Genomic DNA, 24,928 nt, shown 5'->3' with positions numbered 1-24,928 from the left:
TCCTTGCCGTCCTCGATCATCTTGCGTCATCTGCAAAAACAATAACGGGCGCACATTCCCAAGCCAATGCGTTATTAGGCTGAACAGCTTATTTAAAACCTTACCTGTTTAACGGTTCAGAACAAGCTTATCGCTATTCTCGGCCCCCAAAGAATTCAGGACACTTATGAACCTTGCAAAACTAACAGCTTCTATCATTTTAGTCACCGGCCTGGCTGGCTGTGCGACTGAACTTCCGACGCTTAAGGATGGCGAATCCATTGTCAACCTTCACGAGCAGGTCGGCGATGAAATGCTGGCCAGACGCCTGGATACGAAACGCGCAGAGAACCTGACTTATTTCAAAGTATCGCCAGGGGCGCATACGATGGAACTTGGGGTAGTTACCAAGGGCTACCAGGAAAGCCAGAACCGCTGTGTTGCCACCCTGTCCTATGACAATTTCTTACCGAATGAACGTTACACCTTGATGGAAAGCAGTGCAGGCCAGGAAGTAAAGATTGAACTTATGGACAGCAAAGGTAATACCTTGGCTCAAACTGACAAGATGCCTTGCTTGTAATTAACTGCCGTATAAATGACAGCGCAGCGCCACCAATCAGCACGTAACTATCATGACAGTGTCAGTCACCGCTAATACAAGAACGCCCGGCCTATCGCCGGGCGTTTTTGTTTAGTCGTCATTCTTAGAGTTTTTGCGCGCCTCGCGCGTTCCATCCGCCACCCAGTGCACGGTACAGGTTCACTTCAGCCTGCAACTGCGCAAGGCGATCGTTGATCAGCCTTTGTTGGTTGCTGAACAGCGAGCGCTGCGCGTCCAAAAAGGTCAGGTTGCTGTCCACACCGATTCGATAACGACGCTCGGCAAGCCGATAGTAATCCTGACTGGCGTTGACGAGGTCATTCTGCGCCTGCAACTGATCGACGTAGGTCTTGCGTGCGGTCAATCCGTCGGAGACTTCCTGGAAAGCCGTCTGGATGGCTTTCTCGTAGTTGGCCACGCCAATATCCTTCTGAATCTTCGCGTAATCCAGGCTGGCGCTTAACGCGCCGGCGTTGAAAATCGGCAGACTGATATTAGGGATAAACGTCCAGCTGCCTGAGCCGCTCTTGAAAAGCCCATCCAGATTTGCGCTCGAGGTGCCAGCATTTGCCGTAAGGCTGATGCTGGGGAAGAACGCCGCCCGCGCCGCGCCGATGTTAGCGTTAGCGGCCAATAGCGAATGCTCGGCGGCAAGGATGTCGGGCCGACGGGCGAGCAGATCACTTGGCAGACCGGCCGGTACGCTGGCGAGCAGATCGCCATTCAAGGGCTGCGGCTCGGGCAAATCAGCGGGCAGTCCTGTGCCGAGAAGAAGCACCAACGCATTCTCATCTTCTGCCACTCGGCGCTGGTAGGTTGCCAGGCTCGCCCGCGCACTTTGCACCGATGTACTCGCCTGTGCGAGATCAAGCGCCGAAGCCACACCCACCTGATTGCTCCGTGTGGTCAGACGCAAGCTCTCCTCATAAGCGCCCAACGTATTCTCGGTGAGCTTGAGCAACTCACGGTCAGCTTGCCAGGTGAGGTAGGCATTGGCCACGCTCGCAACGATGCTGATCTGGGTCGAGCGTCGGGCCTGAGCGGTGGAGAGATAATTTTCCAATGCCTGCTGACTGAGACTGGCGATGCGACCAAACAGATCCAGTTCGTATGAACTCATTCCCAGATTGACGTCATATTGGCTGGAAATACTGGCCTGACCGGGCTGCGCCTGAGCGCTTGGCAGTCGCTGCCGCACTCCGCTGGCGTTGGCGTCAATCGCCGGAAACAGGTCAGCTCTCTGGATCCGGTATTGCGCTCGATAAGCACCAATGTTCAGTGCCGCAACCTTCAGGTCGCGATTATTGATCAAGGCAGTCTGGATCAATCGCTGCAGTGCCGGATCGTGGAAAAACTCACGCCACCCCTGCTCCACAGCGGCCTGGTCGGCAGCGAAGGTCGCCTGATAAGCAGAACCCTGCGGATATTGCGCAGCAACCGGTGCCTGCGGTCGCTGATACTCAGGGACCAGCGAGCAACCACTCAGAACAGCGGCGCTGATCGCGAGACCGATTAGAGAGCGAGTCATTGGCCTGCCTCCTCACGCATAGCTGTTTCGTCCTGCTTCTTGCGGCTGCCTTTAAACGAGGTCGAAACGGAAACGAAAAACAGCGGAACCCAAAATATCGCCAGTACGGTGGCCGTTATCATGCCGCCGATCACCCCCGTGCCGATGGCGTGTTGACTGCCAGAGCCGGCTCCGCTGGAAATCGTCAGTGGCAGTACGCCGAGGATAAAGGCCAGGGACGTCATCACGATCGGACGCAGACGCATACGGCATGCCTCAATCGTCGCTTCAAGCAACGGTTTACCTTTTTCATTCAACTCCTTGGCAAACTCGACGATCAGGATCGCATTCTTCGCCGCCAACCCCACTGTCACCAACAGACCCACCTGGAAAAACACATCGTTGGAAAGTCCACGCAATGCCGTGGCCATCAGCGCGCCAATTACCCCAAGAGGCACGACCAGGATGACCGCAATCGGTATCGACCAGCTTTCATAGAGTGCCGCCAGACAAAGAAACACTACGAGAATCGACAATGCATACAAAGCAGGCGCTTGTGAACCTGAAAGACGCTCCTCATAGGACAACCCGTTAAACGAAATGCCTACGCCGGGCGGCAGCTGTGCTGCAATTCGCTCGACTTCCGCCATCGCCTGGCCAGAGCTGTAACCCGGCGCGGGAGTCCCGAGAATTTGCTCGGCAGGGACGCCGTTATAGCGTGACAGTTTTGGTGAGCCGAAGACCCACTCGGCACTCGCAAATGCCGAGAACGGGACCATTTGACCTTGATTGTTACGCACGAACCATTTGCTCAGATCCTCTGCGGTGCTGCGCGAGTCAGGTTGGCCCTGTACGTAAACCCGTTTGACTCGGCCGCGATCAACGAAGTCGTTCACATAACTGCTGCCGTATGCCACTGACAGCGTGGTGTTAATATCGGTCAGAGAAATGCCCATCGCTCGCGCGCGCTCGTCGTCGATGGTCAGATGGTACTGTGGCTCGTCGGCCAATCCGTTGGGGCGAACGCCGGCAAGGACCGGGCTCTGGGCTGCCAACTCAAGAAACTTGCTGCGCGCTTCCATGAGTTTTTGATGACCCACGCTGTCTTGGTCCTGCAAGTAGAAATCGAAGCCGGTGGCGTTACCCAACTCCAGAACCGATGGCGGAACCACTGCATATACCAGGGCGTCACGGTACTTCAGGAACTCTTGCTGGGCACGCTGGGCAATCTTGAACACAGTATTGTCACTGTCTCGTTCATCCCATGGCTTCAAATTGACGAATGCGATCCCTGAGTTCTGCCCGCGTCCGGCAAAGTTGAAGCCGTTAACAGTGAAGACAGTAGCAACGGCCTTACCCTCTCCGTGCTCCTTGTCCAGCAGGTATTGAGTCATGCGATCAAGCACTTTTTGCGTGGTCTCAGCCGAGCTGTTGGCCGGTGTCTGCACCTGCGTAAAGATCAAACCCTGATCCTCATCAGGCAGGAACGAGGTCGGTATCCGGGCGAACATCCAGATCGTGCCGGCGACGATTACCAGGTAAACCATAAAGCCCGGCATCTTATGCCGAATGATCTGTCCTACGCCCTGCTCATACCCGTTGATGCAGGCATCGAACTTTCTGTTGAACCATCCAAAAAAACCGCGCTTGGGCTGGCCATGTTTCGTCGGATCGATTGGTTCGAGCAGTGTGGCGCAAAGCGCCGGCGTGAACACCAGGGCAACAAATACCGAAAGCGCCATCGCCGATACGATAGTGATCGAGAACTGCCGATAGATCACGCCAGTGGAACCACCAAAAAAAGCCATGGGCAACAGCACCGCCGAGAGCACCAAGGCAATCCCCACCAGCGCACCCTGAATCTGTCCCATCGATTTGCGCGTGGCTTCCCTGGGTGAAAGGTGTTCCTCCGCCATCACCCGTTCGACGTTTTCAACCACCACAATCGCATCGTCGACGAGTAATCCGATCGCCAGGATCATCCCAAACATGGTCAAGGTATTGATGGAGAAGCCGGCCGCTGCGAGGACACCGAACGTACCCAACAACACAACGGGCACTGTCAAAGTCGTAATGATGGTGGCGCGCAGATTTTGCAAAAACAGCAGCATGACCAGAAAGACCAGCACCACCGCCTCGCCCAGCGTATGCATCACCCCGCTGATGGATTCGGTGACGACCGGCGTCGTGTCATACGGGTACACCGCTTCAATCCCGGCCGGGAAGAATGGTTTCAGTCGGTCCACCGTGGCGCGAATGGCCTTGGCGGTATCAAGGGCATTGGCGCCGGTGGCCAAGCGAATGGCGATACCCGAGGCAGGCTTGCCATTGGCTTGGGCGTTGATGCTGTAGTTTTCGCCGCCCAAACTGATATCAGCCACATCACTCAGACGCACCTGGGAGCCGTCGCTATTGACCTTAAGCAAAATGTCACCGAATTGCTCGGAGGTCTGCAGCCGCGTCTTGCCGATGATAGTTGCGGTAAACACCGTACCCTTGCGCGCCGGAAGTCCACCAATCGTGCCCGAAGCCACCTGCACGTTCTGGGCCTCGATCGCCTCGGTTACGTCAACTGGCGTCAACTGGAACTGGTTCAGTTTGGCCGGGTCCAGCCAGACTCGCATGGCGTATTGCGTACCCCAGATCTGAAAGTCACCAACGCCTGAAGTCCTCGAAATCGGGTCCTGGATATTTGAGACGATGTAGTTGGATAGATCCTCCTTGGTATGTTTTCCATCGGTTGAAACCAGGCCAATGAACATCATGAAGTTCTGTTGGAATTTTGTGACACGAAGCCCTTGCTGCTGCACTTCACGCGGCAACAGCGGCGTGGCCAGATTCAGCTTGTTCTGCACTTGAACCTGGGCAATATCCGGGTTGGTGCCCTGGTTGAAGGTCACGATGATTCGCATGCTGCCATCAGCATTACTCTCCGAGGAGATGTAGCGCAGATTGTCGATGCCGTTCATCTGCTGCTCGATTACTTGCACGACCGTATCTTGCACTGTCTGTGCGGAAGCACCGGGGTAAGAGACCTGAATCGCGACCGCGGGTGGTGCAATGTCAGGGTATTGATTGATCGGCAACTTGAGGATCGACAATGCCCCCACGAGCATGATGATCAGTGCAAGCACCCACGCGAAGATCGGTCTATCAATAAAATACTTCGACATCGTCTACTCCGCCTTAGCGCTGGTGTTTACCGCTACAGGAGCTCTGTTCGCCTCATCTGTCATCGCTTCCTGAGCGACTACGGTGACGCCCGGCTTGATGAACTGAAGCCCTTCGACGATGATTTTGTCCCCGGCGCTCAAACCGCTTTCCACCAGTACATTCGCACCGACGATGCGGCCCACCTTGAGCTCACGTTGCTCGACTTTGTTATCTGAGGTAACGACCATGGCGGTCGGCGTTCCTTTGAGATCCCGAGTCACGCCAATCTGCGGTGCAAGAATGGCCTGTTCGGCAACTCCCTCCTGCAACCGTGCATGTACAAAAATCCCGGGAAGCAGCAAGTGATCCGGGTTGGGGAAGACCGCGCGCAGGGTGACCGAGCCGGTGGCTTCGTCCACCGAAACTTCCGAAAATTCCAGAGAGCCCGGCAGGGGATATTGGCTACCATCCTGAAGTGTCAGGCTGACTTTCGCAGCCTTGTCAGCGGATTTCTGCAACTGCCCGCTTTCCAGAGCCCGACGTAGCTTAAGCACCTCGCCATACGGCTGAGTGACATCGACATAGATGGGATCGAGCTGTTGGATGATCGCAAGCGGAGCCGCCTGGCCATTGGAGACCAGCGCACCTTCGGTCACAGCGGAACGTCCGATCCGTCCACTGATGGGAGCAAACATTTTGGTGTATCTCAGGTTGATCTGGGCGCCCTTGACTTGGGCCTCCGCCTGCATCTGCTGAGATCGGGCGGTGTCGTACTCCTGCCTGCTCACCGCTTGCTCGTCAATCAGTTGCCGATACCGAGTGCTGAGCGATCGAGATTGCTCCAGACTGGCCTGCGCGCTGGCGAGCGCCACCTCGTAAGTCGACGGATCGATCTGATAAAGCTGCTGACCAGCCTTGATATCTGCACCTTCCTTGAACAAGCGTTTCAAGACGATGCCATCCACCTGTGGCCGGACCTCGGCGAGGCGATAGGCACTGGTACGCCCAGGCAGGTCGTTAAACAGAGTCACAGCCTGGGGTTTCAGAGTCACCACGCTGACTTGAGGTGCTTGCGCCGGGGTAGCGGCAGTTTGCTTCTTGTTGCATCCACTAAGCATCGTGGCAAAAGCAATGGCGGTTACCAAAGCAGGAAAGATAGGCTTGAATGGCATAATGTCCTCGAACACAGCGCTGAAAAAATGCGCGCAGGAGTTTGCAAACTGCCGCAGCACGGGCTGAAACAGCTGCTGGTGGCAATGGGAGAAAGAGTTCGGCAAGTACGCGCAAGAAGCGCGGTGTGAGATCAAGCTTATTGGCCGGGTTAATAACCCGATGAGCCAATGCGCTGCGCATTGGATTGTTATGTGGCCATGCTAACAATCGAGATGCCTGGGGATTAGCCCACCTTTACTGAAATCACCAATGAGGGATATTCAGCAATAAAATGTTTTCGAGGTTTTGCGGCATTTCGACAATGCTCTATATCGAGTAATCAGCACATCATTGCATGGCAATTCGTGAGTTTGGGTCAGGTCTGACTCAAGTGCTTTGTTACACTTATGCGAATCCAACACCAGCAGGACCGTCAACTCCAGATCTCTGCTGTTCAGACGCAAAAGTGCTCCGAGAACAACTCGATTCAAGCCGATCGTTTTCGTGAATCGTTGAGGCCCGCAACTTCAAACTCGCCCCCGCTCGCCCGTGCATGACCGCTTGCATCTCCCCAAGCACCGCCATCGCTACGCTTTCTGGTGTGTCTCCACCTATGTCCAAACCCATGGGGTAGTGCAATCGGTCACGCGCAGGCAGTTGATCTGTCTGTCTGATTATTTCATCAAGCAAACGCTCGGTCCGGGCACGCGGTCCAAGCTGACCGATGTAACGGGGGTTTCCTTGCAATGAGCCTTTCAACCAATGAGCATCCTGGCTGAGGCTATGGGACATCACCGCGACAAATGCTCCCTCCACTAACTTCAGAAACTCGAAAGATTCGCCGATATGGGCGTTCAATACCAAATCCGCCTCGGGAAAACGTTCCGGGCGGGCGAAATGGGAACGGCTATCAACAACTGTGACATGCCAGCCGAGGATTTTCGCCATACGCACCAGCGGTTGCGCATCATGACCGGCACCAAAAATTATCACTCTCGGTGCGGGAGCGATGTACTCAAGAAAGACTTCTATCTCTGTAGGACCCTCGGCGTAGTGCTGAAGCGAAGACTTTTGCCGATCGAGGGTGAGACGCAGATCCGCGGCAATTCGCTCATTCAGTCCAGGATGGTGGAGGCCTCCGAGGGGCGCAGCACCAGGTTCCAGGAACACGCGGTTTCCAACATCTGCTCGGCTACTGCGCGAGCACGCTATCACTGTGGCGATTGCCACGGGTATTTGCTTGTTCCTGACATTGCGTAACGCATCAAGCAGAGCACATTGCTTTTGTGCTGGTATTCGCTCAAACAAGACATACACTTTACCGTTGCAGCCCAGCCCGAAACCGAGCGCGTCTGCACCACCCTCTTCGTCTGTAGCCTCGGCAGTGCTGTAGCTACGAATCACCGGGCCCGTCTCACTCAACCACCAGGCTTTTCGTACTACGTCACCCTCCAGACAGCCGCCACTGATAGTGCCCTCGGGACGCCCATATTGCGACACGAGCATGCGCGCACCTGGACGGCGATAAGCTGAACCCTCGACTTTCACAACAGTGGCGAGTACAGACTCCCGGGCCTCGATCTGTTCGCATTCGATGACGTCAAGCAATGCGTTCAAGCTGGACATATCAGACTTCTCTCCCCAAATCGAATCAGTCAAAACTACTGGCCACCGCCAACTATCCAAGCGGGCGCAGCTCTTTGATCAACTCAATCAGCAAACGTAGAGCAATGGGCACTTGCCGGTAGCTTGAGTAATAGATATGGAAACCTGGACCTTCACTTACCCAATCCTCTAAAGCCATTTGTAAAATCCCTTCCGCGACCAGCGGCGCAACAATGGGTTCGGCACAGTAGGTCAGCCCCGCTCCTCGGGTGACCATGGCGAGCATCATCCGCGTTTCATCCAGCACGACACTTCCAGACACTGGAATCTCTAATTTTTCCCCCTCCTTCTCGAACTCCCAGTTGTACATCCGACCGTTGCCTAGCCGGAACCTTAAACAACTGTGCTGCTTCAGATCCTCTGGATGCAGCGGCGTGCCACATCTTTCGAGGTAATCGGGGGCTCCGACCACGACCCATCGAACAGGGGGCGAAAGGCTTTGGGCAATCATGCCTTCAGGTACTGTAGCGCCATACCTGATCCCGGCGTCAAAGCCTCCTTCTACGATATCCACCATGCTGTTGGTCGTTGAGACTTCGACTTCGATATCGGGATAACGATGGGCAAATGTCGATAACACGGGGGCCAACAAGAGGAGCGCCGCGTCACTGAAAACATTCAGGCGTATGCGACCCGTGGGCTCGTCACGAAACTTATTCAACAACTCAATGGCCTGATCAATTTTGTCGACCGGTTCGCTTATCAACGCCAGCAGTTCCTGACCGGCTGCCGTCAGCGTGACGCTTCGAGTCGTGCGATTGAGCAAACGTACACCCAGTCTCGCCTCCAGCCCTTTGATCGCATGGCTTAGCGCAGATGCGCTGATCCCTACTTCAACGCCCGCGCGGCTGAAGCTTAAATGGCGGGCGACGGCTAGAAAGTAGATAAAATCGCCAAAGTTGGCACGGGTCAGCTGCATTAGTTCTCTGCCGTTAGTGTGAAACTTGTGAACACAGGACCGAACCGCCACTCAGACACCAAAGGCAGCTTTATCAGTGTGGATTTGATGTTTTGGGGATGGATCAATCACGCACCAGAGTGATCGTCACTTTTAGAGGCCCGGGTCGCGCGAGTATTTCCAGACCGGAATCAATCCTGCCAAGTTTGATAAGGCCACTCGAATACTTGAAGCCCTTAAGAAAAATCGCGAGATTTCCCCACGGCGCATAAAAAGCGAGGTCCCCCGCCGAAGGGGTAAAGCCTGCTGGAGCGCCCTGTGTCGACAATGGCTTGGGCAGGTCGCTGATTTTTTCGGTCGAGGCGTAGTCTTCCAGTGTCAGCTTCATCGGAAGCTGCTTAACGAAATCCTTGGAGACATCGTTGTTGTCGAGCGTTGCCGTAACCGGACCGTCTGCGTGATCGATACGTATTTTCATAATGGCTCTGCTTGGGTCCGATGGGCACCGCCTGCGGTGACCTGCATTGGATTGATCACCTTCGGAAATGTTAAAAACCAGGATGCTCGCGTGTCGGTCACCGTGGTTAACGTTCTCTCAAACTGGTGAGTTGAGGGTCAACGGATAACTTTTTATTCGCTGGAGAATCGGCTTCAATCGTTAACGCGGTGCGCCGCACGACCGCTCGCGCAACCACCATCACATAATGAGAGGTGATCGCGACGAGGCAGAGTACCGCAACCCAATGCTCGAAAAACGGGGCAACCGCGACCGTGAAATCCCAGAAGTCCAAGCTGGGATTGAACGTTAATTTAGTCCACGCGCCCAGTACCGAGAAACTCCAGATTCCGTACTCCGCCATCAAAACTGCTGCAATACGAAGTGCCATTGTTCTTGGCGTGCTTTGATAATTCAATTTCAAAGCCGAACCCAATATGGCCATGACTCGCGCCCAGTGCACGCCCACATGACTGCCTACCAAGATGACCACCCAGTAAGCTACGAACCAATGAACATCACGTATGTAAAAGTTTTCTCGGAAAGTAAAAAGAGTAATCACCGATTTTGAAATCAGAGCACTTGTCACCAGCAACGTAACGACAGCAACGATTAATAATAAGTGCCATACAAGAGAGACGACGCCACCTAGGTCATAAGGGGCCTTAAACATTCGTATAAGCCCTTTTCGGTTCCCGACGACGTGCCAGCCGATCAGTGAAAACAGGACAGCACCAAAGACCTCGTGTGCCAGATTATCGAGCCACCAATAGGCGAGCGAACACAACAGCAGCGTGGTCATCACGAGCGGAAGCGCGAAGCGTTTGATAAGGGCCATTTTCAAGGGGAAGTGCTCGACTGAAGTTTTTCGTGTCCAGCAGAAACTTTGAAATTCAGCGCCTCGTCCAAGGTGAACATGTAACTCTGTTCCCTGCGCGACCGCTGATGGCAGGCATAGCATTGGCCCACTTTCTCGTCGACCTTCACCGTTTGATCCGGCCAGAACCATTGGTACGCCCAGTCGTCAATTCCGGCGCCCGTTTTTTGCGCAACCAGATACCGCTCGAGAACATCACTCTGGTAATCCACCAAGACGACATGTGACCCCGCAGGGACAGGTTGACCCGTTTGAAGAGCATCAAGCGCGGCCTGGCTGGTGAGCATGTGCTCCCTGGTCACGCCGCGTCGTACAGTTGTGTAATGCTCCAATTGATCGAGCGGTGGAAACGTCACGGCATTCGGTTCGGCCCAGGCCAATGTCGGGCCTGTTCCATCCGGGGACAACCCGAAGGTCAGAAGCAGAGTGCCAAACCCCAACTGCCAAACCTTTCTTTTCATCCGTCAGGTCTCTTTGCTTGCTTCACTGTCTACGTTACGAGCCGCCCTGCTTTTAAGCCGACACCCCAAAATTGATGCCTGCCAAGGTATCAGCTGACGATAAAACTGAAATACCGCCCAGCGATTGAAGCCATGAATGAGATTTATCAATTCTCCTGCCTTGCCGTGGTGCTCCGGGCGGCCACCCATCAATGCAGCTCATGGTTATATGCAATCCATGCCGCTAGTGCTCGATTGTCCCTGTCGTAAAATCACGCCACGGTCCCTCGGGCTGTGCCTCTAAAGCCTTGACTGCCCCATGTCGGAACAAGGATCTACTGCTCCAGTCCCGTGAAAGATTTTTCTCAACAAGTGGAGTCCCATTGATGCCATCTCCGATCAAGCTTGAATTTTCCGAAAAGTACGACGATGAGCACGCACGGAATTATTTGCTCAAGCATCAGGATAATCTGGCTCGGCGGTTATCCCACAGACGCGATGAACAACTGGCCAGGTTGGCGTTGACCTTAGCGGGTGAGCCTGGGCTGGTCCTGGACTTGCCTTGTGGAGCCGGGCGTTTTTGGCCGTTGCTGGCGCAGAAATCCAATCGGGTGATCATCGGTGCCGACAACTCAGCGTCCATGTTGAAAGTCGCAACTGTCGCTCAGCCTGCCGATGTGGTGAAGCGGGTACGCCCGTTGCAAACGTCTGCCTTTGATATCGATCTGCCGGACAATTCGGTCGACAGCATATTCTGCATGCGCTTGATGCATCACATCGGAGACGCCCAGCACAGGATGGCAATATTGCGTGAATTTCACCGTGTCACCCGCGACAGCGTGATTATCTCGCTATGGGTGGACGGCAACTTCAAGGCTTGGAAACGCAAACGCGCCGAAGTGCGCCGTCGCAACAAAGGTGAACAGGACGGTTATCAAAACAGGTTCGTATTACCTGCTGCTACCGTAGCGGCAGAGTTTGAGCAGGCCGGTTTCTGCATCCAAAATTCATTGGACTTCATACCGTACTACGCCATGTGGCGAGTGTATGTATTGCGCAAGAGATGACGGGATATTGAAACGCTCTATGTAGCCTCAAGCCGCAAACCTGATGACCTTGATCAACTGCAAGTTCCTTGCGGACAAAGCATGTCTCCATCGGCCATCAGAAACACCCCGGTAACACAACAACAATAACTACGGTCACGCTGTCATTAACCTATCCTGATAGCAGACCGCATATCAATTCTGATGGGATTTACAACTCATGCCCCCTCGAATCATATGCCACATGATCAGCTCACTGGACGGCCGCCTCGTGTCTTCTCGATGGACACCTCTCCCGAACGGGGGCAGCGAGCAAACCATTTGCAACCACTACGAGTTCATTGCCGACCGCTTGCGCGGCGACGGTTTCATCATAGGTCGAACGACCATGGAAGCATTCGATGGCATTTCTTCAAAACCACCGCTAGTTGCGGAACACAGCGGTGGCACGCGGCGCAACTCCATTGCGCATGAACCAGGGGACCCGGTTGCAATCGTGATTGACCCCTCCGGGAAGCTGCACTACCAGACGAATACCATCGATGGCGGACATCGGATTATCTCCATTCTCGGAGACTCGGTATCGGATGACTATTTGCAGGCGTTGCGAAATCAGGGCGTTTCCTACCTCTTCGCAGGCCCTAATTGTATAAACCTTGAGCAAGCGTTAGCGATGCTAGGCACTCAGTTTGGACTGAAGACCCTGCTACTCGAAGGCGGCGGCGTGACCAACGGGACTTTTTTGAAGGCCGGCCTGATCGATGAGATCAGCCTTTTGATTTACCCTGGAATAGATGGCTTGAGCGGGGTACCCAGCATATTTGAATACCACGGCCAGTCAGATGAACGCCCTGCGTCCGGCCAGTCGCTACGCCATATCAGTACGCAAACAATCGAGGATGGTTTCATCTGGGCCAGATACCTCGTTGCGAAGGCGCCATTGCGCACATGACACATGGCATCTATCGGTGGGTGATTCACACTGCCCGGCTATCATGAGTCGGGCAGTATGATCAGTCGAACCGCCGGTTGATCGGAAAATGTGCTGCTCTCCTGTCACCCGCCCCTCCTTCTGCACTCAGCTCATCCAGTTCCCACCATCGACGTTGTACGTTTGTGCGACGATGTAATCGCTCTCCGAGCCCGCCAGGAAAATAGCCATTCCTACCAGATCCTCTGCCGTACCCATTCTCCCATACGGAACTTCAAGGCCGACCAGCCGCTTCTTCTCACCTAGTGGTCGGTTCTCGTGTTTGGCGAAGAGCGCGTCGACACCGTCCCAGTGTTCGCCATCGACAACCCCCGGGGCGATCGCATTGACATTGATATTGTGCTTGATGAGGTTGAGGCCAGCAGACTGCGTAAGGCTGATGACGGCCGCCTTAGTGGCGCAATAGACGCCTACCAGCGCCTCACCGCGGCGACCCGCCTGGCTGGCCATGTTGATGATCTTCCCGCCATGCCCCTGACTGATCATCTGCTTCGCTGCTGCCTGAAGCGTGAACAGCGTCCCGCTGACATTGATTGCAAAAAGCTTGTCGTAGCTTTCTCGAGTGATCTCGGTGATCGGTGCAAGATCGAACAACGCCGCGTTGTTCACAAGGATGTCCAGCTTTCCTGCGTGGGCAACAACCTCGGCGATTGCTGCATCTATGGACGCCTGGCGGGTAACGTCCATCTCCACCGCGTAAGCTTGCGGCCCAAGCTCGGAGGCTGTCGCTTGAGCTCTTTCCAGATTGATGTCGGCGATAGCGACCGTAGCGCCTTCACCGATATAGGCCTGGGCAAACGAGCGGCCAATACCGCGCGCGGAACCAGTGATCAAAGCGCTTTTACTTTCGAGACGTTTCATTGAATCTACCTTTGTGGTTCGTGGCGCGCTTCATCGAAAGAACGCGCCTGATGGAAGTCAGGCTGCGCGTGATGCCGCAGGGCTTACCGAAAGACCGCTCTCATCAAATAGATGGCAATGAGCGACATCGAGGGTGAGATAGCGCCGGGCGGCGTACGGCACTTCGCAATCCCCCTGGACACGTACCGTCAGGCTTTCTCCTGAATCGACATTTACGTGGCAGAAGGTATCGCTGCCCAGGCGCTCGGTGACATCCGTCGTGACCGGCACATGGCCTTCAGCGCCTAGGGTCAAATGCTCCGGCCGTATCCCGATCGTCACGGTTTGCCCGACCGACAATGCACTGCTGTCGCGTGGAATGAGCAAAGTGGTTCCAGAGGCGAATCCAACCTCAACCCCCGATGCATGCACGGCATGCACAGTCGCCTGCAAGAATCCCATTTTTGGTGTCCCAAGGAAGCCGGCAACGAATAGGTTGGCAGGATGATGGTAGAGCTCGAGCGGCGAGCCAATCTGCTCGATCCGTCCTGCGTTAAGCACAACCACCTTGGTGGCGAGCGTCATGGCCTCGACTTGGTCATGGGTCACGTAGATCATGGTTGCCTGCAGTTCCTTATGCAGTCGGGACAGCTCCAGGCGCGTCTGTACACGAAGGGCAGCATCAAGGTTCGACAGAGGCTCGTCGAAAAGGAAAATCTTCGGGTTTCGGACAATCGCACGTCCAATCGCGACTCGTTGGCGCTGACCACCTGACAACTGCTTAGGCTTGCGGTCGAGTAGAGAACCAAGTTCGAGAATCCTTGCGGCCTCAGCGACCTTCCTTTCCACATCCGGCTTCTTCTCACCGGCCAGATCCAAGGCAAATGACAAATTCTTGCGTACCGTCATGTGCGGATACAGAGCATAGGTCTGGAATACCATGGCCAGGTCTCGCTTGGCAGGAGTCACCTCAGTGATGTCTCGGCCGTCGAGCTCGATCGTACCGCTCGTGACGTCTTCCAAACCTGCAATCAGGCGCAACAGGGTCGACTTTCCACACCCCGAAGGCCCTACGAATACCACAAACTCCTTGTCCTTAACCTCGAGATCGATGCCCTTGATGATGGACAGTCCCTCGAAACCCTTCTTGAGATTTTCTATTTTCAAAGTGGCCATGCGTAAAGTCCTGTATGAAATTGGAGCCTTCGCGAATTCAGTGGATGCTCGACGTCATCATTTGACGGCACCGAAGGACAGCCCACGAACCAGTTGCTTCTGGCTGATCCAGCCGAAGATCAAGATAGGTGCGCAAGCCAACGTGGAAACCGCGGAAAGCTTCGCCCAGAACAACCCCTCGGGGCTCGAGTAGGAAGCGATCAGCGCGGTCAGAGGCGCGGCGCTGGAGCTCGTCAGGTTGAGCGACCAGAAGGCCTCGTTCCAGCACAGGATCATCGACAGCAGCATGGTCGAGGCCAACCCACCCTTGCTGATGGGCAGCAGCACGCGCAGCATCTCCTGCCCCAGGGTCGCGCCGTCCAGTCTGGCCGCCTCCAGAATCTCGCGGGGGATGTCTTTGAAGTACGTGTAAATCATCCACACCACGATTGGCAGGTTGATCAGGGTGTAGATCACGATCAGCGCGATCCGGGTATCCAGCAACCCCGCCCCCTTCGCCAGAAGGTAAATAGGCATGAGCACCCCAACTGGAGGAAGCATCTTGGTCGATAGCATCCAAAGCAGCGTCTGCTTGGTGCGCTTGGTCTCATAGAACGCCATCGAGTAGGCCGCCGGCACCGCGATCAGCATGCACACCGCTGTAGCAGAGAAGGAAATCAGCACCGAGTTCCACGCGAAGTGGAAGTAGTCACTGCGCTCCTGGATGTGCAAGTAATTCTCCAGCGTAGGCATGAAGATGAACTGTGGCGGCGTAGCGAAGGCGTCGATCTCTGTCTTGAAACTGGTAAGCACCATCCAGAAGATCGGAAAGAACAACAGCAAAGCGGTGACCCAGGCCAAGGTGCCGAGCAGTACGCTTTGCAGGGACCGGGATTGTTTGAGCGTCATCATGGCGTTGTCCTCAGGATTTGTCGGTCAGGTTCTTGCCAATCATGCGCACCAGCACAATCGCCGCGATGTTGGCGATCACCACCGCAATCAGGCCACCGGCCGAGGCCATGCCCACATCGAACTGCACCAGTGCCTGGTTGTAAATCAGATAGGCGAGGTTGGTCGAAGCGAACCCAGGTCCGCCATTTGTCGTGGTGAAGATTTCTGCAAAAACCGACAACAGGAAAATCGTCTCGATCATCACCACCACGGCAATGGGCCTGGCCAAATGTGGCAGGGTCAAGTGCCAGAAGATGGCCAGGGCACCCGCCCCATCCAAGCGAGCGGCCTCCTTCTGCTCTTGATCGAGCGACTGCATAGCGGTCATCAGCAACAAGATCGCAAAAGGCAACCACTGCCAGGAAACGATGACAATGATCGAGAAAAGTGGGTAATGAGCCAGCCAATCGACGGGTTGTGCCCCGAAGAATTTCCATACCGTCGCGAGGATCCCGGAGACAGGGTGGAAGATCAGGTTCTTGAAGATCAGCGAACCCACGGTCGGCATGATAAAAAACGGCGAAATGAGCAGCACCCTGACTATGCCGCGTCCAAAGAACTCGCTCGCCTCAAGCAAGGCTGCAATCAAGACACCAAAAATCACGCTGATCATCAGCACGCTGCCCACCAATATCAACGTGTTAAGCGCTCCGGGAAGAAAACCCGAATCTGTCACGAAATAGGCAAAGTTTTCCAGGCCAACGAACTCGTTTTCCCCTGGATTGAGCAGGTTGTACCGAATCACCGAAAAATAAACGGTCATGGCCAGCGGCACGATCATCCAGAGCAATAAAAGTGCAACCGATGGCGACACCAGAAACCATCCTGGATTGATCAAACGGCGTGCGCGTGATGGCGCCGAGGCCGCAAGCTGGGCTCGAATAATGGAAGTGTTCATGATTATTTACCTGTGCGGCTGTGACCGCCGGCGCTAAGCCGGCGGAGGTAAGGGGCTATTTATTTTTTGGGATAGCCCGCACGCTTCATCTCGCGCTCGGTTGTGGACTGGGCAGAAGCCAGCGCTTGCTCAACCGACATTTGTCCTGTCAATGCTGCGGAGAAAAGCTTGCCTACAGATGTACCGATCGATTGAAACTCGGGGATCACCACGTACTGAATGCCTACGTAGGGCACAGGTTTGGCTGAAGGCTTCGAGGGGTCAGCGTGCTTCATCATTTGCAACGTTACCTGAGCAAACGGCGCGGCCTTGAGGTAAGCGTCGCTGTAGGTCGAGATGCGTGTACCGGGTGGCACGTTCGTGATGCCATCCTTGTCGGTCACGAGTTGGATGTACTCTTTGGAGGTTGCCCAGGTGACGAACGATTTGGCAGCCTCTTTGTGCTTGGAGGTGGCGGGAATTGCCAATGACCAGGCATATAACCACGAGGACCCCTTGTCGGTAACCTCAATAGGCGCAGGAGCGAAGCCTACGCTGTCTACTACCCGGCTTTGCTCCTTATCGGTGGTGAAAGATCCAGCCACGCTTGCATCAACCCAAATCGCGCATTTTCCACTGTTGAAAAGGGCCAGTGTTTCGTTGAACCCGTTACTGGATACTCCCGGAGGCCCGTATTTCTTCAGAGTATCAATATAAAACGTCGCTGCTGCCTTCCACTCAGGACCACTGAATTCAGGCTGCCATTTCTCATCGAACCAACGCGCCCCGAAGGCGTTGGCCATCGTCGTAAGCAAGGCCATGTTTTCGCCCCAGCCAGCTTTGCCACGCAAGCACATGCCATATTGATCCTTCGAAGGATCATTGAGCTTGGCAGCGAACTCGCCCAGTTGCGACCAGGTCGGCTGTTCCGGCATCGTCAATCCTGCACCCTTGAACAGATCGGTGCGGTAGTAGGTGATGGTGCTTTCGCCGTAGAACGGCAATGCGTAGAGCGTATCGTTAACGGAAAGGCCCTGACGCACGGCAGGAAAGATATCGTCGACTTCGTAGCCGGCCGGGAGGTCCTTCATCGGCTCTAGCCAGTTCTTGGCACCCCACATCGGGGTCTCGTAGGTACCAATGGTCAACACGTCGAACTGGCCACCTTGAGTGGCAATGTCAGTGGTCAGGCGCTGACGCAGAACGTTCTCTTCGAGCACGACCCAGTTCAGTTTGATGTCGGGATGCTGCTGCTCGAAGACCTTGGATAGCCGTTGCATTCGGATCATGTCGCCGTTGTTGACCGTCGCGATGGTCAGCGTCTCAGCGGCATGGCTGGCAAGGGCGAATGACAGACCAGTAGAAAGAATTAGCGCATTCGTAATCTTCATGGGGCTCTCCACTCCAAGCCAGATGACCGGAGCTATTATTGTTGTTGTTCACCACTTGTGAGCAAAACACGACCGCATTGCAGTGGTGGGCGAATTGATTAGATCACCTGCGCGCCCCACCCTCAAACGAATCGCGGACGCTTAATCGATACTTTTTTGATCGCGATAACCGGCAGCCGCGAGGGTCAAAAAAGTATCAACAAGCTGCAATAGCTGGGCTAGCAGTCCCGAAGGAATTCGGCGTATGGTTGGCGCATTCGATCCACCGCATAACTATAAAAAGGGGCACGAGATGCCTGATAACCGCGCTGCTTTGTTCGAGCACCGACCCGCCGACCTTGAAGTCATCCTTCCCGAACCCGACCAGAGCTTTCGATGGTACGAACACGACTATCCATACGCCCTCGCCCGCTGGAACCACCATCCAGAATATGAAATCCACCTGATTCGAAAAGGAAGCGGCAAGCTTTTGGCCGGCGATTACATCGGACCCTTCACCGAAGGTCATGTCGCACTGATCGGCCCAGGCCTTCCCCATGACTGGATGGGAGATATCGCGCCGGGAGAACAGCTCGCAGGCCGCGACGTGGTGCTGCAGTTTGATGGCGCCGCCCTGCTCGACCTCCGAGGTTCATTGCCTGAGCTATCGGAGCTGAAAACGCTGTTTGAGATGGCACGACGCGGTATCGAATTTACTGGGAGGACAGCCGTCGAAGCGGCTTTGCTGCTTGAGGCAATCGGCGAGGCGACGGGGCTTCAGCGGCTGATCATGTTCCTGCAACTGATAGGTATCCTCGCAAGAGCGCCAAAGCGAGAAACTCGGGTATTGGCCAGCGCCTGCTACTCGCCTTCACTGAACGAGCGCAGCTCGGAGCGAATCAATCAGGCATTCGACTACCTGATCAATGAGCTCACGTCCGACGTCCGGCTAACCGTCATCGCAGAGCGGGTTGGAATGAGTGAGGCCGGTTTTTCGCGCTTTTTCAAACGAATCACTGGCCACGGATTCATGGACCTGATGCGCAAGCTGCGTATCCAGCGTGCATGTAGGCTACTCGTCCAGACACAGCTTTCGGTCGCGGAAATCTGCTTTGAGGTCGGATACGAAAACGTCTCCAATTTCAATCGCCACTTCCGTCATGAAATGCATCAGACCCCGAGCGACTACCGGCGTATCACTGCCGTGAAGCTCTTCAACCGAGACAGTGCTCACCCACCGCTACCGATCACGCAGGTGCGGTGAGACCAAGTCTATCGATGTGACACACGAGAGTGTCCCCAGCCCGATACAAGAGAGAATGAATATGCAATTGCCGAGCGTAGTGGTGTTTGGTGAAGCACTGACCGACGTGGTTCAACACTCGCCCGGACGGTGGCAGGGCTATCCGGGTGGCGCCCCCTGGAACGTGGCCCGCGCGATGAGCCGCCTCGGCGTGCCCACTGCATTCGCCGGCTCGATCAGTACCGACTCATTGGGCGATGAGATCGCACAACAATCGAAGGCGGCCGGCCTGGACATGAGATTCCTCCAGAGAGTTGACGCTGACCCTCTGGTAGCGATCGTGCCATCCAGCCACCCTCCCCGGTATTTCTTTGCGGGCGAGGCCGATCTTCTTTTTGATGTCGACCAACTTCCGGCAGGTTGGTTGGATGCCGCTCGACTCTGTCACTTCAGCTGTATCAGCCTTGCCCGTCAGCCACTGGGGGACAGGCTTGTTGAGGTGGCCAGGAGGGCCAAGGAAGAAGGCAAGCTGATTAGCTATGACCCGAACTGGCGCAACCTGATGGACACCCGCTACCGCGAGCTGACTTTCCCGTCCATGGTGGAGCTTGCAGACATCATCAAGCTCTCGGATGAGGATCTTCGCCAGATATACCCTGGATTGAACGAAGAACAGGCCCTTCGAGAATTGCGAACAATGAATACTCGTGCCCAGATTCTTTTCACCCGTGGAGCGAAAGGCATGGTGTTGTATGACGCCGATCTAAAGTTTGAACAGCCCGCGATCGCCGTTGAGGTCGCTGATACGGTGGGTGCCGGCGATTCGAGTATGGCCGGCTGGCTCGCCTCGACACTTCTAGGCTTTCAAGAGCCGCGTGCACGATTGGAGTTCTCCGCGGCTTGTGCGTCGGTGTCTTGCTCACATGCAGGGTCTTACGCGCCTGGCCGTGAAGAAGTGAACAACTTGCTGTCAAGTCACATGCGCCACTAGTGCGGAAGCTCGCATAGAGTACCGCCTTTGATCAGCAGGCGGGGCTCAAGATACTCGTTAATTCAGTTTCCCAAGAGTGTCCAATGTCAATCACGAGCGAGGTTGAAATGTTTTCACTTGGTTTGTCATGCAGCAGCGCATGCGAAGCTGTTATCAGCGCTGGTACTACGCTTCGGCAAATGATCACCTTCAACTGTCTGTCATTTCAGAAACGATAAGGCTACCCGATGTTACTCTCGCCGCATGAGAGTGTGAGGTGCAATGCCAAATGCCTTGCGAAAAGCGTGGCTGAAATGAGAGAAGTCGGAGAAGCCGAAATCCAGCGCCGCCTGAGAAATACTGCGAACTTGACCGCGCTCAATAGCGTCGCGGCTCGCGAGCAATCGCGCCTTCCAAATTTCCGCGACCGGCGATTTCTGATGACGAGCAAAAGCGCGCGTCACAGTTCGCGTAGAGACATGGTGAGCTTGAGCAATGCGTTCGAGCGACAGGTCCACTTCGGTCAAATATTGGTGGATGTATTTCATGATCCGGCCATACAGGTCCAGCTCGTCATGAGTCTGCTTTAAATCCTGGAGTTCCAGGCTAACCACCAGAAGGTCGAGCAACGTGCTGGAGTAACGACTGGATATTCCTGAGTTATGGAAACCTGAAGGCATACCTGCGGCTTGGCGTAACATCTCGCGTAACGGAATCACCCCTGGGCGACGATCATCCAGAACCACAGCGGTGCAATCTGCTATGCCGGGCAACCGCTGACTGAGCAGCTGTCGCGGAATGCGGACAAGGTGATTGTCGGTACCACCAAAGCTGAATCTGAACGGCTGGGATGCGTCATAAAGAAACAGATCGTCCGCGGTGAGCTTCGTCCGTCGGTCAGCCTGTTCCAGTTCGCCATAACCGCTCCTGGTAAAGCCCAACCACAAATCGTCATTAGGATCACTGCGTAGGTGCTGGGCGGACCGCTCCCAATAGTGCAAGGGTGCGGACAACGTGCAAATGTCCAATGCCCCCATGCTATGCACCTCCAACACGCCATCGAAATCGCTCTGCGCCAGCAGTTTGCTGTCGGCGTCCAGGCAGTGATGACAGACCACATCTTTCCAGTAATCGAAGCGGAGTGGTGCCGTTACGGCAAGGGTCGAATAGTGACATGTCTGGCTCATTGCATTCACCTATCGGCAGCGATTCAACAAAAAAGCGGGGTAACGTTTTTGCGAGCCAAGCAATTAGCAGGCCACCCCAGGGCCTTATTCCAGCTGCCAGACGCACTACACGATGGCAACCGAAATACTTGGCTGGCGTATGAGTGGGTAGATCTTCCTAGACAGTCTCCTTGCAACTTCTCGGGGCGAATCGCCCCTTATTTCACGAGCCCCGCACCATTGCTGGGCATAGATATGCCGGCCATTTACACCTGTCCTTTTTAACCAAACGGTTGTCCATTCGAGCCAAGCGCATTCCATCTCCCCTCGATAGTTTTCACTCCATGCCGTAGTCCCTACAAACACGAATGACGAGGTGGGTCATGCAACTACGAGAACAGCAGCGGCTGTCCGATTCATCCTGGTTTTTACAGCGATGGGACATGGCACCCGAAGAGTTTGCCACTTACCTGGTGCAGCTCGGGACCTTGGTGCTGCAACGCCGATGGAGTAATACCCACCGCAAAACAACAACAGCCACTGGAATGTAGAACAGCGAACCGCCCGTTTGAGACGGAAATAAAGGAGCCCCCCATGGAATCTGCAATCGATAAACATCTCAAATGTCCCCGGACTTTGTCCCGTCGTGTTCACGACGATTACAAGCCACCTTTCCCGATGTTTGTGGGGCGAGCTGACGAAAACGTGAAGCAAGTTGTGATGGCCTACCTCGGGGTGCAATTTCGCGACGAACAACGCGCCGCCGCCCTGCAGGCCATGCGCTACATAGACGCCAGCTTTGCCCTCGCCGATGGCCCTGGGAATCATGACCTGACCTACCACCTCGACAATCAGGGTTATGGAAACTTCATCGCCGTGGGCTACTGGCGTGATCCCGCCGCCTATCACCGCTGGTTACTTTCAGCACCTGTAGCCGACTGGTGGGGCGACGAGGCACGCCTGAACGAGGGGCTGGGGTATTTCCGCGAGGTCATCGCACCACGTGCCGAGCAGTTCGAGACGCTGTATGCATTCAAGGACGATTTGCCAGGTGTCGGCGCGGTCATGGACGGCATCAGCGGCGAGATTGAGGAGCACGGCTACTGGGGCTCGGCGCGCGACCGCTTTGCTATCTCACAGACCGACTGGATGCAGCCGACCAGCGAACTGCAAGTCATTTCAGGCGATCCCGCCAAAGGCGGTAGGGTCGTGGTACGCGGCCACGACAACCTGACGCTGATCCGCTCTGGGCAAGACTGGGTCGAGGCCGGCGAGGAAGAGCGCGCGCTCTATTTCAACGAGATGCTGCCGCCACTGCAAGACGGCATGAACTTCCTGCGTGACGAGGGGCAGGCGCTGGGCTGCTATAGCAACCGCTTCGTACGCAATATCGACCTTGATGGCAATCTCCTCGACATCGCCTATGACATCGGTCACTGGCGATCGCTCGACAAACTGGAGCGCTGGGCAGAATCCCATCCCACTCACTTACGTATTTTCACCACTTTTTTCCGAGTGATCGGAGGCCTTTCGAAGCTGCGGCTGTATCACGAGGTCTCGGTAGCGGACGGTAGCCAGCAACTGTTCGAGTACATCAACTGCCACCCGCAGACTGGAATGATGCGCGACGCGCAAGTGTCGCCCACCTGACTTCATCGCTGACTCCACTTTTAGCCCTGCGCGTTGCCTGACTGGCGATAGCGGGGCTCTTTTTGCCCGAAAAAAGGTTCTTCGATCATGAAACAGTTCCGCTACCTGTCGCTCGCAGCCCTCCTCCCCAGCCTTTCCTCTCACGCTCTCGAGGTGGATCCTGGCGATTACGAGCCGCTCCCCGTTGGAGCGACCATCGGCGTGCTCTACTACCAGCACTCCACCACGGACAATGCCTACTCCCAGGGGCACAAGACCAGTTCCGATTTCAACCTGACGTCCGATGTTGGCATCCTGCGTCTGCTACACATCTACCAGTTGAGCGAGCGGCTGACCATCGAGCCGCAATTCCTGTTGCCCTTCGGTCATGTCTCAGGCGGAGGTGACGCTTCTGGTCTGGGCGACGCCAGCGGCATCGGCGACCTCATTCTTACAGCGCCGCTCAAGTACCGTCTCAACGACGCCAACGACACCCTCGGCGCGACTGCTTACTTGTACGTGCCGACTGGCGACTATGACAAAGACGACGCGCTCAACCTTGGCGAGAACCGTTGGAAGGTTGATCTCCAGGCCGCTTACGTCAAGCACTTCACGGAGAAGTGGGCCATCGACCTCGTCGGTGACGCCATCTGGTACGGAGACAACAACGACTTCGGCGCCAGCTCTGCCCGCCGGGAGCAGGACGTTTCCTACGGCGCTCAGTTAATGGGGCGCTACATGCCCGACGAGACCACTGCGCTGGCTATTGGCTTCGGCCACAGTTGGGGCGGGGAAAACCAGATCGATGGCGTCAACCAGAACGACAGGATGGAAACCACCAACTTCCGTGTCACGGCCAGAAAGTTTTTCACCGCCAAGGACCAGCTCCAGGTGCAACTTGGACGCGACCTTGCGGTGGAGAACGGCCCCAAAGAGGACTTTCGCATGAACCTGCGCTACGTCAGGGTCTTTTAGACCCGCCCGTCTCTACCACCCGTTGTCCTTACCAACCAAGCGTGCGCCCAACGGCGAATTCAACCTGGATCCGTCGCAAGACCTCGCATCCCGTATCAATCGTGCCAACGCGACAGTTGGCTAATGAGATGCCTCTCACCCGAAACGGAGTAACCAGACAATGACCGACCAGCAACCCACCCTGGAACAACAACCCTCCCTCTATACCCGTCTTGGCGGCTACGACGCTATTTATCAGTTCGCCGGCGCAGTGTTGAGAAAAACAATGGGGCACCCCGCCATCGGGCACATCTGGGCCCATATGTCGGAATCGACGTTCCAAAAGGAACACATCAATTTTGTCGATTTCCTTTCCGAGCACTGGGGTGGAAGCGCCAAATACCGGGGTAGAGACATGGTCACCGCGCATCGCGGGATGGGTCTGACCGAGGTGCACTGGCAAGCCGTGCTCGATTGTCTCGAGGCGTGCTACGACGACTACAGGCTGGCCCCGGATCTGCGCAAAGAGGTCAATGACTTCCTCATCAAGTTCAAACCGGCCGTGATCGGGAGCCCCTCCTATCGGGACGTCGTACTCGCGCACCCGGAAATGGACCCCGCCAAAGGCATGAGAAGCGTTGGGGTTGTCTGGCCAAAACCCGGGAAGTCATCTGAGAAACCGGCCACGCCTGAATCAGGGAGTTGACACGTTATTCAACAACCTGAGCCACACCCCTGAGGCGTATACATGCCCTCCAGGCTGCCGAGAGCTCGCTCTGGCAGCCGGCGTCTACCGTGGTGTGGCTATAAAAAAACGGGCACCCGAGTCCCGCACAACCAAGCGAATGTCCTCCTCAGCCAAGCACCGCTCAATGTGCGGAGATAGCTTTATACCGGCCCAGCCGCGACTTCGCCGACAGTGCGCACCGTGCCCGGGCGTCCCCAGATGACGTTTGAACAGACAT

General features: G+C 55.5%; 22 protein-coding genes. 8 read left to right on the top strand and 14 right to left on the bottom strand.

The window, feature by feature from the left end; all coding sequences use genetic code 11:
- The first annotated feature begins 166 nt into the window (after positions 1 to 166).
- Positions 167 to 562: a hypothetical protein gene (locus ACI514_RS09495; protein WP_405123626.1), complete on the top strand. Its 396-nt coding sequence runs from the start codon at positions 167 to 169 to the stop codon at positions 560 to 562.
- A gap of 124 nt (positions 563 to 686) precedes the next feature.
- On the opposite strand, the gene adeC is transcribed toward ACI514_RS09495, so the two are convergent.
- From adeC to ACI514_RS09455, 8 genes are all read right to left on the bottom strand, one after another.
- Positions 687 to 2,111, bottom strand: a complete 1,425-nt coding sequence (gene adeC / locus ACI514_RS09490) for an AdeC/AdeK/OprM family multidrug efflux complex outer membrane factor (protein WP_405123625.1) — start codon at positions 2,109 to 2,111, stop codon at positions 687 to 689.
- Positions 2,108 to 5,263 (bottom strand): efflux RND transporter permease subunit, encoded by a 3,156-nt coding sequence (locus ACI514_RS09485; RefSeq protein ID WP_405123624.1) that lies wholly within the window; start codon positions 5,261 to 5,263, stop codon positions 2,108 to 2,110. Before ACI514_RS09485 ends, adeC begins: the two co-directional genes overlap by 4 nt.
- 3 nt (positions 5,264 to 5,266) lie before the next feature.
- Positions 5,267 to 6,415, bottom strand: a complete 1,149-nt coding sequence (locus tag ACI514_RS09480; RefSeq protein ID WP_405124208.1) for an efflux RND transporter periplasmic adaptor subunit — start codon at positions 6,413 to 6,415, stop codon at positions 5,267 to 5,269.
- A gap of 385 nt (positions 6,416 to 6,800) precedes the next feature.
- Complete coding sequence (locus ACI514_RS09475) at positions 6,801 to 8,021, bottom strand: XdhC family protein (protein ID WP_405124207.1); 1,221 nt, start codon at positions 8,019 to 8,021, stop codon at positions 6,801 to 6,803.
- Positions 8,022 to 8,073: 52 nt separating this feature from the next.
- Positions 8,074 to 8,979, bottom strand: a complete 906-nt coding sequence (locus ACI514_RS09470) for a LysR family transcriptional regulator (protein ID WP_405123623.1) — start codon at positions 8,977 to 8,979, stop codon at positions 8,074 to 8,076.
- Between the two features lie 103 nt (positions 8,980 to 9,082).
- Entirely contained in the window at positions 9,083 to 9,436 is a 354-nt protein-coding gene (locus ACI514_RS09465; RefSeq protein ID WP_405123622.1) for a cyclophilin-like fold protein, read from the bottom strand.
- Between the two features lie 106 nt (positions 9,437 to 9,542).
- The gene (locus tag ACI514_RS09460) at positions 9,543 to 10,298 is read right to left on the bottom strand and encodes a hypothetical protein (RefSeq protein WP_405123621.1); all 756 of its coding nucleotides are present in this window, start codon (positions 10,296 to 10,298) and stop codon (positions 9,543 to 9,545) included.
- Positions 10,295 to 10,792 carry a hypothetical protein gene (locus tag ACI514_RS09455; protein ID WP_405123620.1) on the bottom strand — a complete coding sequence of 166 codons (498 nt, stop codon included), beginning with the start codon at positions 10,790 to 10,792 and terminating at the stop codon, positions 10,295 to 10,297. The genes ACI514_RS09460 and ACI514_RS09455 overlap by 4 nt, the downstream gene beginning before the upstream one ends.
- A gap of 365 nt (positions 10,793 to 11,157) precedes the next feature.
- On the opposite strand from ACI514_RS09455, the gene ACI514_RS09450 reads away from it, so the two are divergent.
- Both ACI514_RS09450 and ACI514_RS09445 read left to right on the top strand, forming a co-directional pair.
- A complete protein-coding gene (locus ACI514_RS09450) occupies positions 11,158 to 11,838 on the top strand; it encodes a methyltransferase domain-containing protein (protein WP_405123619.1) in 681 nt (226 codons plus the stop codon).
- Between the two features lie 199 nt (positions 11,839 to 12,037).
- Positions 12,038 to 12,769, top strand: a complete 732-nt coding sequence (locus tag ACI514_RS09445; protein WP_405123618.1) for a RibD family protein — start codon at positions 12,038 to 12,040, stop codon at positions 12,767 to 12,769.
- Positions 12,770 to 12,895: 126 nt separating this feature from the next.
- On the opposite strand, the gene ACI514_RS09440 is transcribed toward ACI514_RS09445, so the two are convergent.
- The 5 genes from ACI514_RS09440 to ACI514_RS09420 are packed head-to-tail and all read right to left on the bottom strand — an operon-like array spanning position 12,896 to position 18,022.
- Positions 12,896 to 13,669: an L-iditol 2-dehydrogenase gene (locus tag ACI514_RS09440; RefSeq protein WP_405123617.1), complete on the bottom strand. Its 774-nt coding sequence runs from the start codon at positions 13,667 to 13,669 to the stop codon at positions 12,896 to 12,898.
- Positions 13,670 to 13,726: 57 nt separating this feature from the next.
- Positions 13,727 to 14,824, bottom strand: a complete 1,098-nt coding sequence (locus ACI514_RS09435; protein WP_405123616.1) for an ABC transporter ATP-binding protein — start codon at positions 14,822 to 14,824, stop codon at positions 13,727 to 13,729.
- Positions 14,825 to 14,881: 57 nt separating this feature from the next.
- Positions 14,882 to 15,715, bottom strand: a complete 834-nt coding sequence (locus ACI514_RS09430; protein WP_405123615.1) for a carbohydrate ABC transporter permease — start codon at positions 15,713 to 15,715, stop codon at positions 14,882 to 14,884.
- Between the two features lie 10 nt (positions 15,716 to 15,725).
- A complete protein-coding gene (locus ACI514_RS09425) occupies positions 15,726 to 16,652 on the bottom strand; it encodes a carbohydrate ABC transporter permease (protein WP_405123614.1) in 927 nt (308 codons plus the stop codon).
- 59 nt (positions 16,653 to 16,711) lie between these two features.
- Positions 16,712 to 18,022, bottom strand: a complete 1,311-nt coding sequence (locus ACI514_RS09420) for an ABC transporter substrate-binding protein (protein WP_405123613.1) — start codon at positions 18,020 to 18,022, stop codon at positions 16,712 to 16,714.
- 292 nt (positions 18,023 to 18,314) lie between these two features.
- Here ACI514_RS09420 and ACI514_RS09415 point away from each other — a divergent pair, with 292 nt between their 5' ends.
- The gene (locus tag ACI514_RS09415; protein ID WP_405124206.1) at positions 18,315 to 19,265 is read left to right on the top strand and encodes an AraC family transcriptional regulator; all 951 of its coding nucleotides are present in this window, start codon (positions 18,315 to 18,317) and stop codon (positions 19,263 to 19,265) included.
- A gap of 61 nt (positions 19,266 to 19,326) precedes the next feature.
- The gene (locus tag ACI514_RS09410; RefSeq protein ID WP_405123612.1) at positions 19,327 to 20,235 is read left to right on the top strand and encodes a carbohydrate kinase; all 909 of its coding nucleotides are present in this window, start codon (positions 19,327 to 19,329) and stop codon (positions 20,233 to 20,235) included.
- Between the two features lie 230 nt (positions 20,236 to 20,465).
- On the opposite strand, the gene ACI514_RS09405 is transcribed toward ACI514_RS09410, so the two are convergent.
- Positions 20,466 to 21,401: a helix-turn-helix domain-containing protein gene (locus tag ACI514_RS09405; protein ID WP_405123611.1), complete on the bottom strand. Its 936-nt coding sequence runs from the start codon at positions 21,399 to 21,401 to the stop codon at positions 20,466 to 20,468.
- Between the two features lie 573 nt (positions 21,402 to 21,974).
- On the opposite strand from ACI514_RS09405, the gene ACI514_RS09400 reads away from it, so the two are divergent.
- From ACI514_RS09400 to ACI514_RS09390, 3 genes are all read left to right on the top strand, one after another.
- Entirely contained in the window at positions 21,975 to 23,030 is a 1,056-nt protein-coding gene (locus tag ACI514_RS09400) for a phenylacetaldoxime dehydratase family protein (protein ID WP_085530704.1), read from the top strand.
- Positions 23,031 to 23,117: 87 nt separating this feature from the next.
- Positions 23,118 to 23,984: a transporter gene (locus tag ACI514_RS09395; protein WP_405123610.1), complete on the top strand. Its 867-nt coding sequence runs from the start codon at positions 23,118 to 23,120 to the stop codon at positions 23,982 to 23,984.
- A gap of 160 nt (positions 23,985 to 24,144) precedes the next feature.
- Positions 24,145 to 24,669, top strand: a complete 525-nt coding sequence (locus tag ACI514_RS09390) for a group 1 truncated hemoglobin (RefSeq protein ID WP_405123609.1) — start codon at positions 24,145 to 24,147, stop codon at positions 24,667 to 24,669.
- The last annotated feature ends 259 nt before the right edge of the window (positions 24,670 to 24,928 follow it).

The sequence above is a fragment of the Pseudomonas sp. M20 genome (genome assembly GCF_045037865.1).
Classification (GTDB): Bacteria; Pseudomonadota; Gammaproteobacteria; order Pseudomonadales; family Pseudomonadaceae; genus Aquipseudomonas.
The sequence above is the reverse complement of the archived record's forward strand: the minus strand, read 5'-3'. Positions and strand labels throughout refer to the sequence as shown.

What these genes read in the sequence shown, in the direction of transcription:
- ACI514_RS09495 (WP_405123626.1), top strand. Translation starts at nt 167, where the DNA reads ATGAACCTTGCAAAACTAACAGCTTCTATCATTTTAGTCACCGGCCTG.
- adeC (WP_405123625.1), bottom strand. Translation starts at nt 2,111, where the DNA reads ATGACTCGCTCTCTAATCGGTCTCGCGATCAGCGCCGCTGTTCTGAGT.
- ACI514_RS09485 (WP_405123624.1), bottom strand. Translation starts at nt 5,263, where the DNA reads ATGTCGAAGTATTTTATTGATAGACCGATCTTCGCGTGGGTGCTTGCA.
- ACI514_RS09480 (WP_405124208.1), bottom strand. Translation starts at nt 6,415, where the DNA reads ATGCCATTCAAGCCTATCTTTCCTGCTTTGGTAACCGCCATTGCTTTT.
- ACI514_RS09475 (WP_405124207.1), bottom strand. Translation starts at nt 8,021, where the DNA reads ATGTCCAGCTTGAACGCATTGCTTGACGTCATCGAATGCGAACAGATC.
- ACI514_RS09470 (WP_405123623.1), bottom strand. Translation starts at nt 8,979, where the DNA reads ATGCAGCTGACCCGTGCCAACTTTGGCGATTTTATCTACTTTCTAGCC.
- ACI514_RS09465 (WP_405123622.1), bottom strand. Translation starts at nt 9,436, where the DNA reads ATGAAAATACGTATCGATCACGCAGACGGTCCGGTTACGGCAACGCTC.
- ACI514_RS09455 (WP_405123620.1), bottom strand. Translation starts at nt 10,792, where the DNA reads ATGAAAAGAAAGGTTTGGCAGTTGGGGTTTGGCACTCTGCTTCTGACC.
- ACI514_RS09450 (WP_405123619.1), top strand. Translation starts at nt 11,158, where the DNA reads ATGCCATCTCCGATCAAGCTTGAATTTTCCGAAAAGTACGACGATGAG.
- ACI514_RS09445 (WP_405123618.1), top strand. Translation starts at nt 12,038, where the DNA reads ATGCCCCCTCGAATCATATGCCACATGATCAGCTCACTGGACGGCCGC.
- ACI514_RS09440 (WP_405123617.1), bottom strand. Translation starts at nt 13,669, where the DNA reads ATGAAACGTCTCGAAAGTAAAAGCGCTTTGATCACTGGTTCCGCGCGC.
- ACI514_RS09435 (WP_405123616.1), bottom strand. Translation starts at nt 14,824, where the DNA reads ATGGCCACTTTGAAAATAGAAAATCTCAAGAAGGGTTTCGAGGGACTG.
- ACI514_RS09430 (WP_405123615.1), bottom strand. Translation starts at nt 15,715, where the DNA reads ATGATGACGCTCAAACAATCCCGGTCCCTGCAAAGCGTACTGCTCGGC.
- ACI514_RS09425 (WP_405123614.1), bottom strand. Translation starts at nt 16,652, where the DNA reads ATGAACACTTCCATTATTCGAGCCCAGCTTGCGGCCTCGGCGCCATCA.
- ACI514_RS09420 (WP_405123613.1), bottom strand. Translation starts at nt 18,022, where the DNA reads ATGAAGATTACGAATGCGCTAATTCTTTCTACTGGTCTGTCATTCGCC.
- ACI514_RS09415 (WP_405124206.1), top strand. Translation starts at nt 18,315, where the DNA reads ATGCCTGATAACCGCGCTGCTTTGTTCGAGCACCGACCCGCCGACCTT.
- ACI514_RS09410 (WP_405123612.1), top strand. Translation starts at nt 19,327, where the DNA reads ATGCAATTGCCGAGCGTAGTGGTGTTTGGTGAAGCACTGACCGACGTG.
- ACI514_RS09405 (WP_405123611.1), bottom strand. Translation starts at nt 21,401, where the DNA reads ATGAGCCAGACATGTCACTATTCGACCCTTGCCGTAACGGCACCACTC.
- ACI514_RS09400 (WP_085530704.1), top strand. Translation starts at nt 21,975, where the DNA reads ATGGAATCTGCAATCGATAAACATCTCAAATGTCCCCGGACTTTGTCC.
- ACI514_RS09395 (WP_405123610.1), top strand. Translation starts at nt 23,118, where the DNA reads ATGAAACAGTTCCGCTACCTGTCGCTCGCAGCCCTCCTCCCCAGCCTT.
- ACI514_RS09390 (WP_405123609.1), top strand. Translation starts at nt 24,145, where the DNA reads ATGACCGACCAGCAACCCACCCTGGAACAACAACCCTCCCTCTATACC.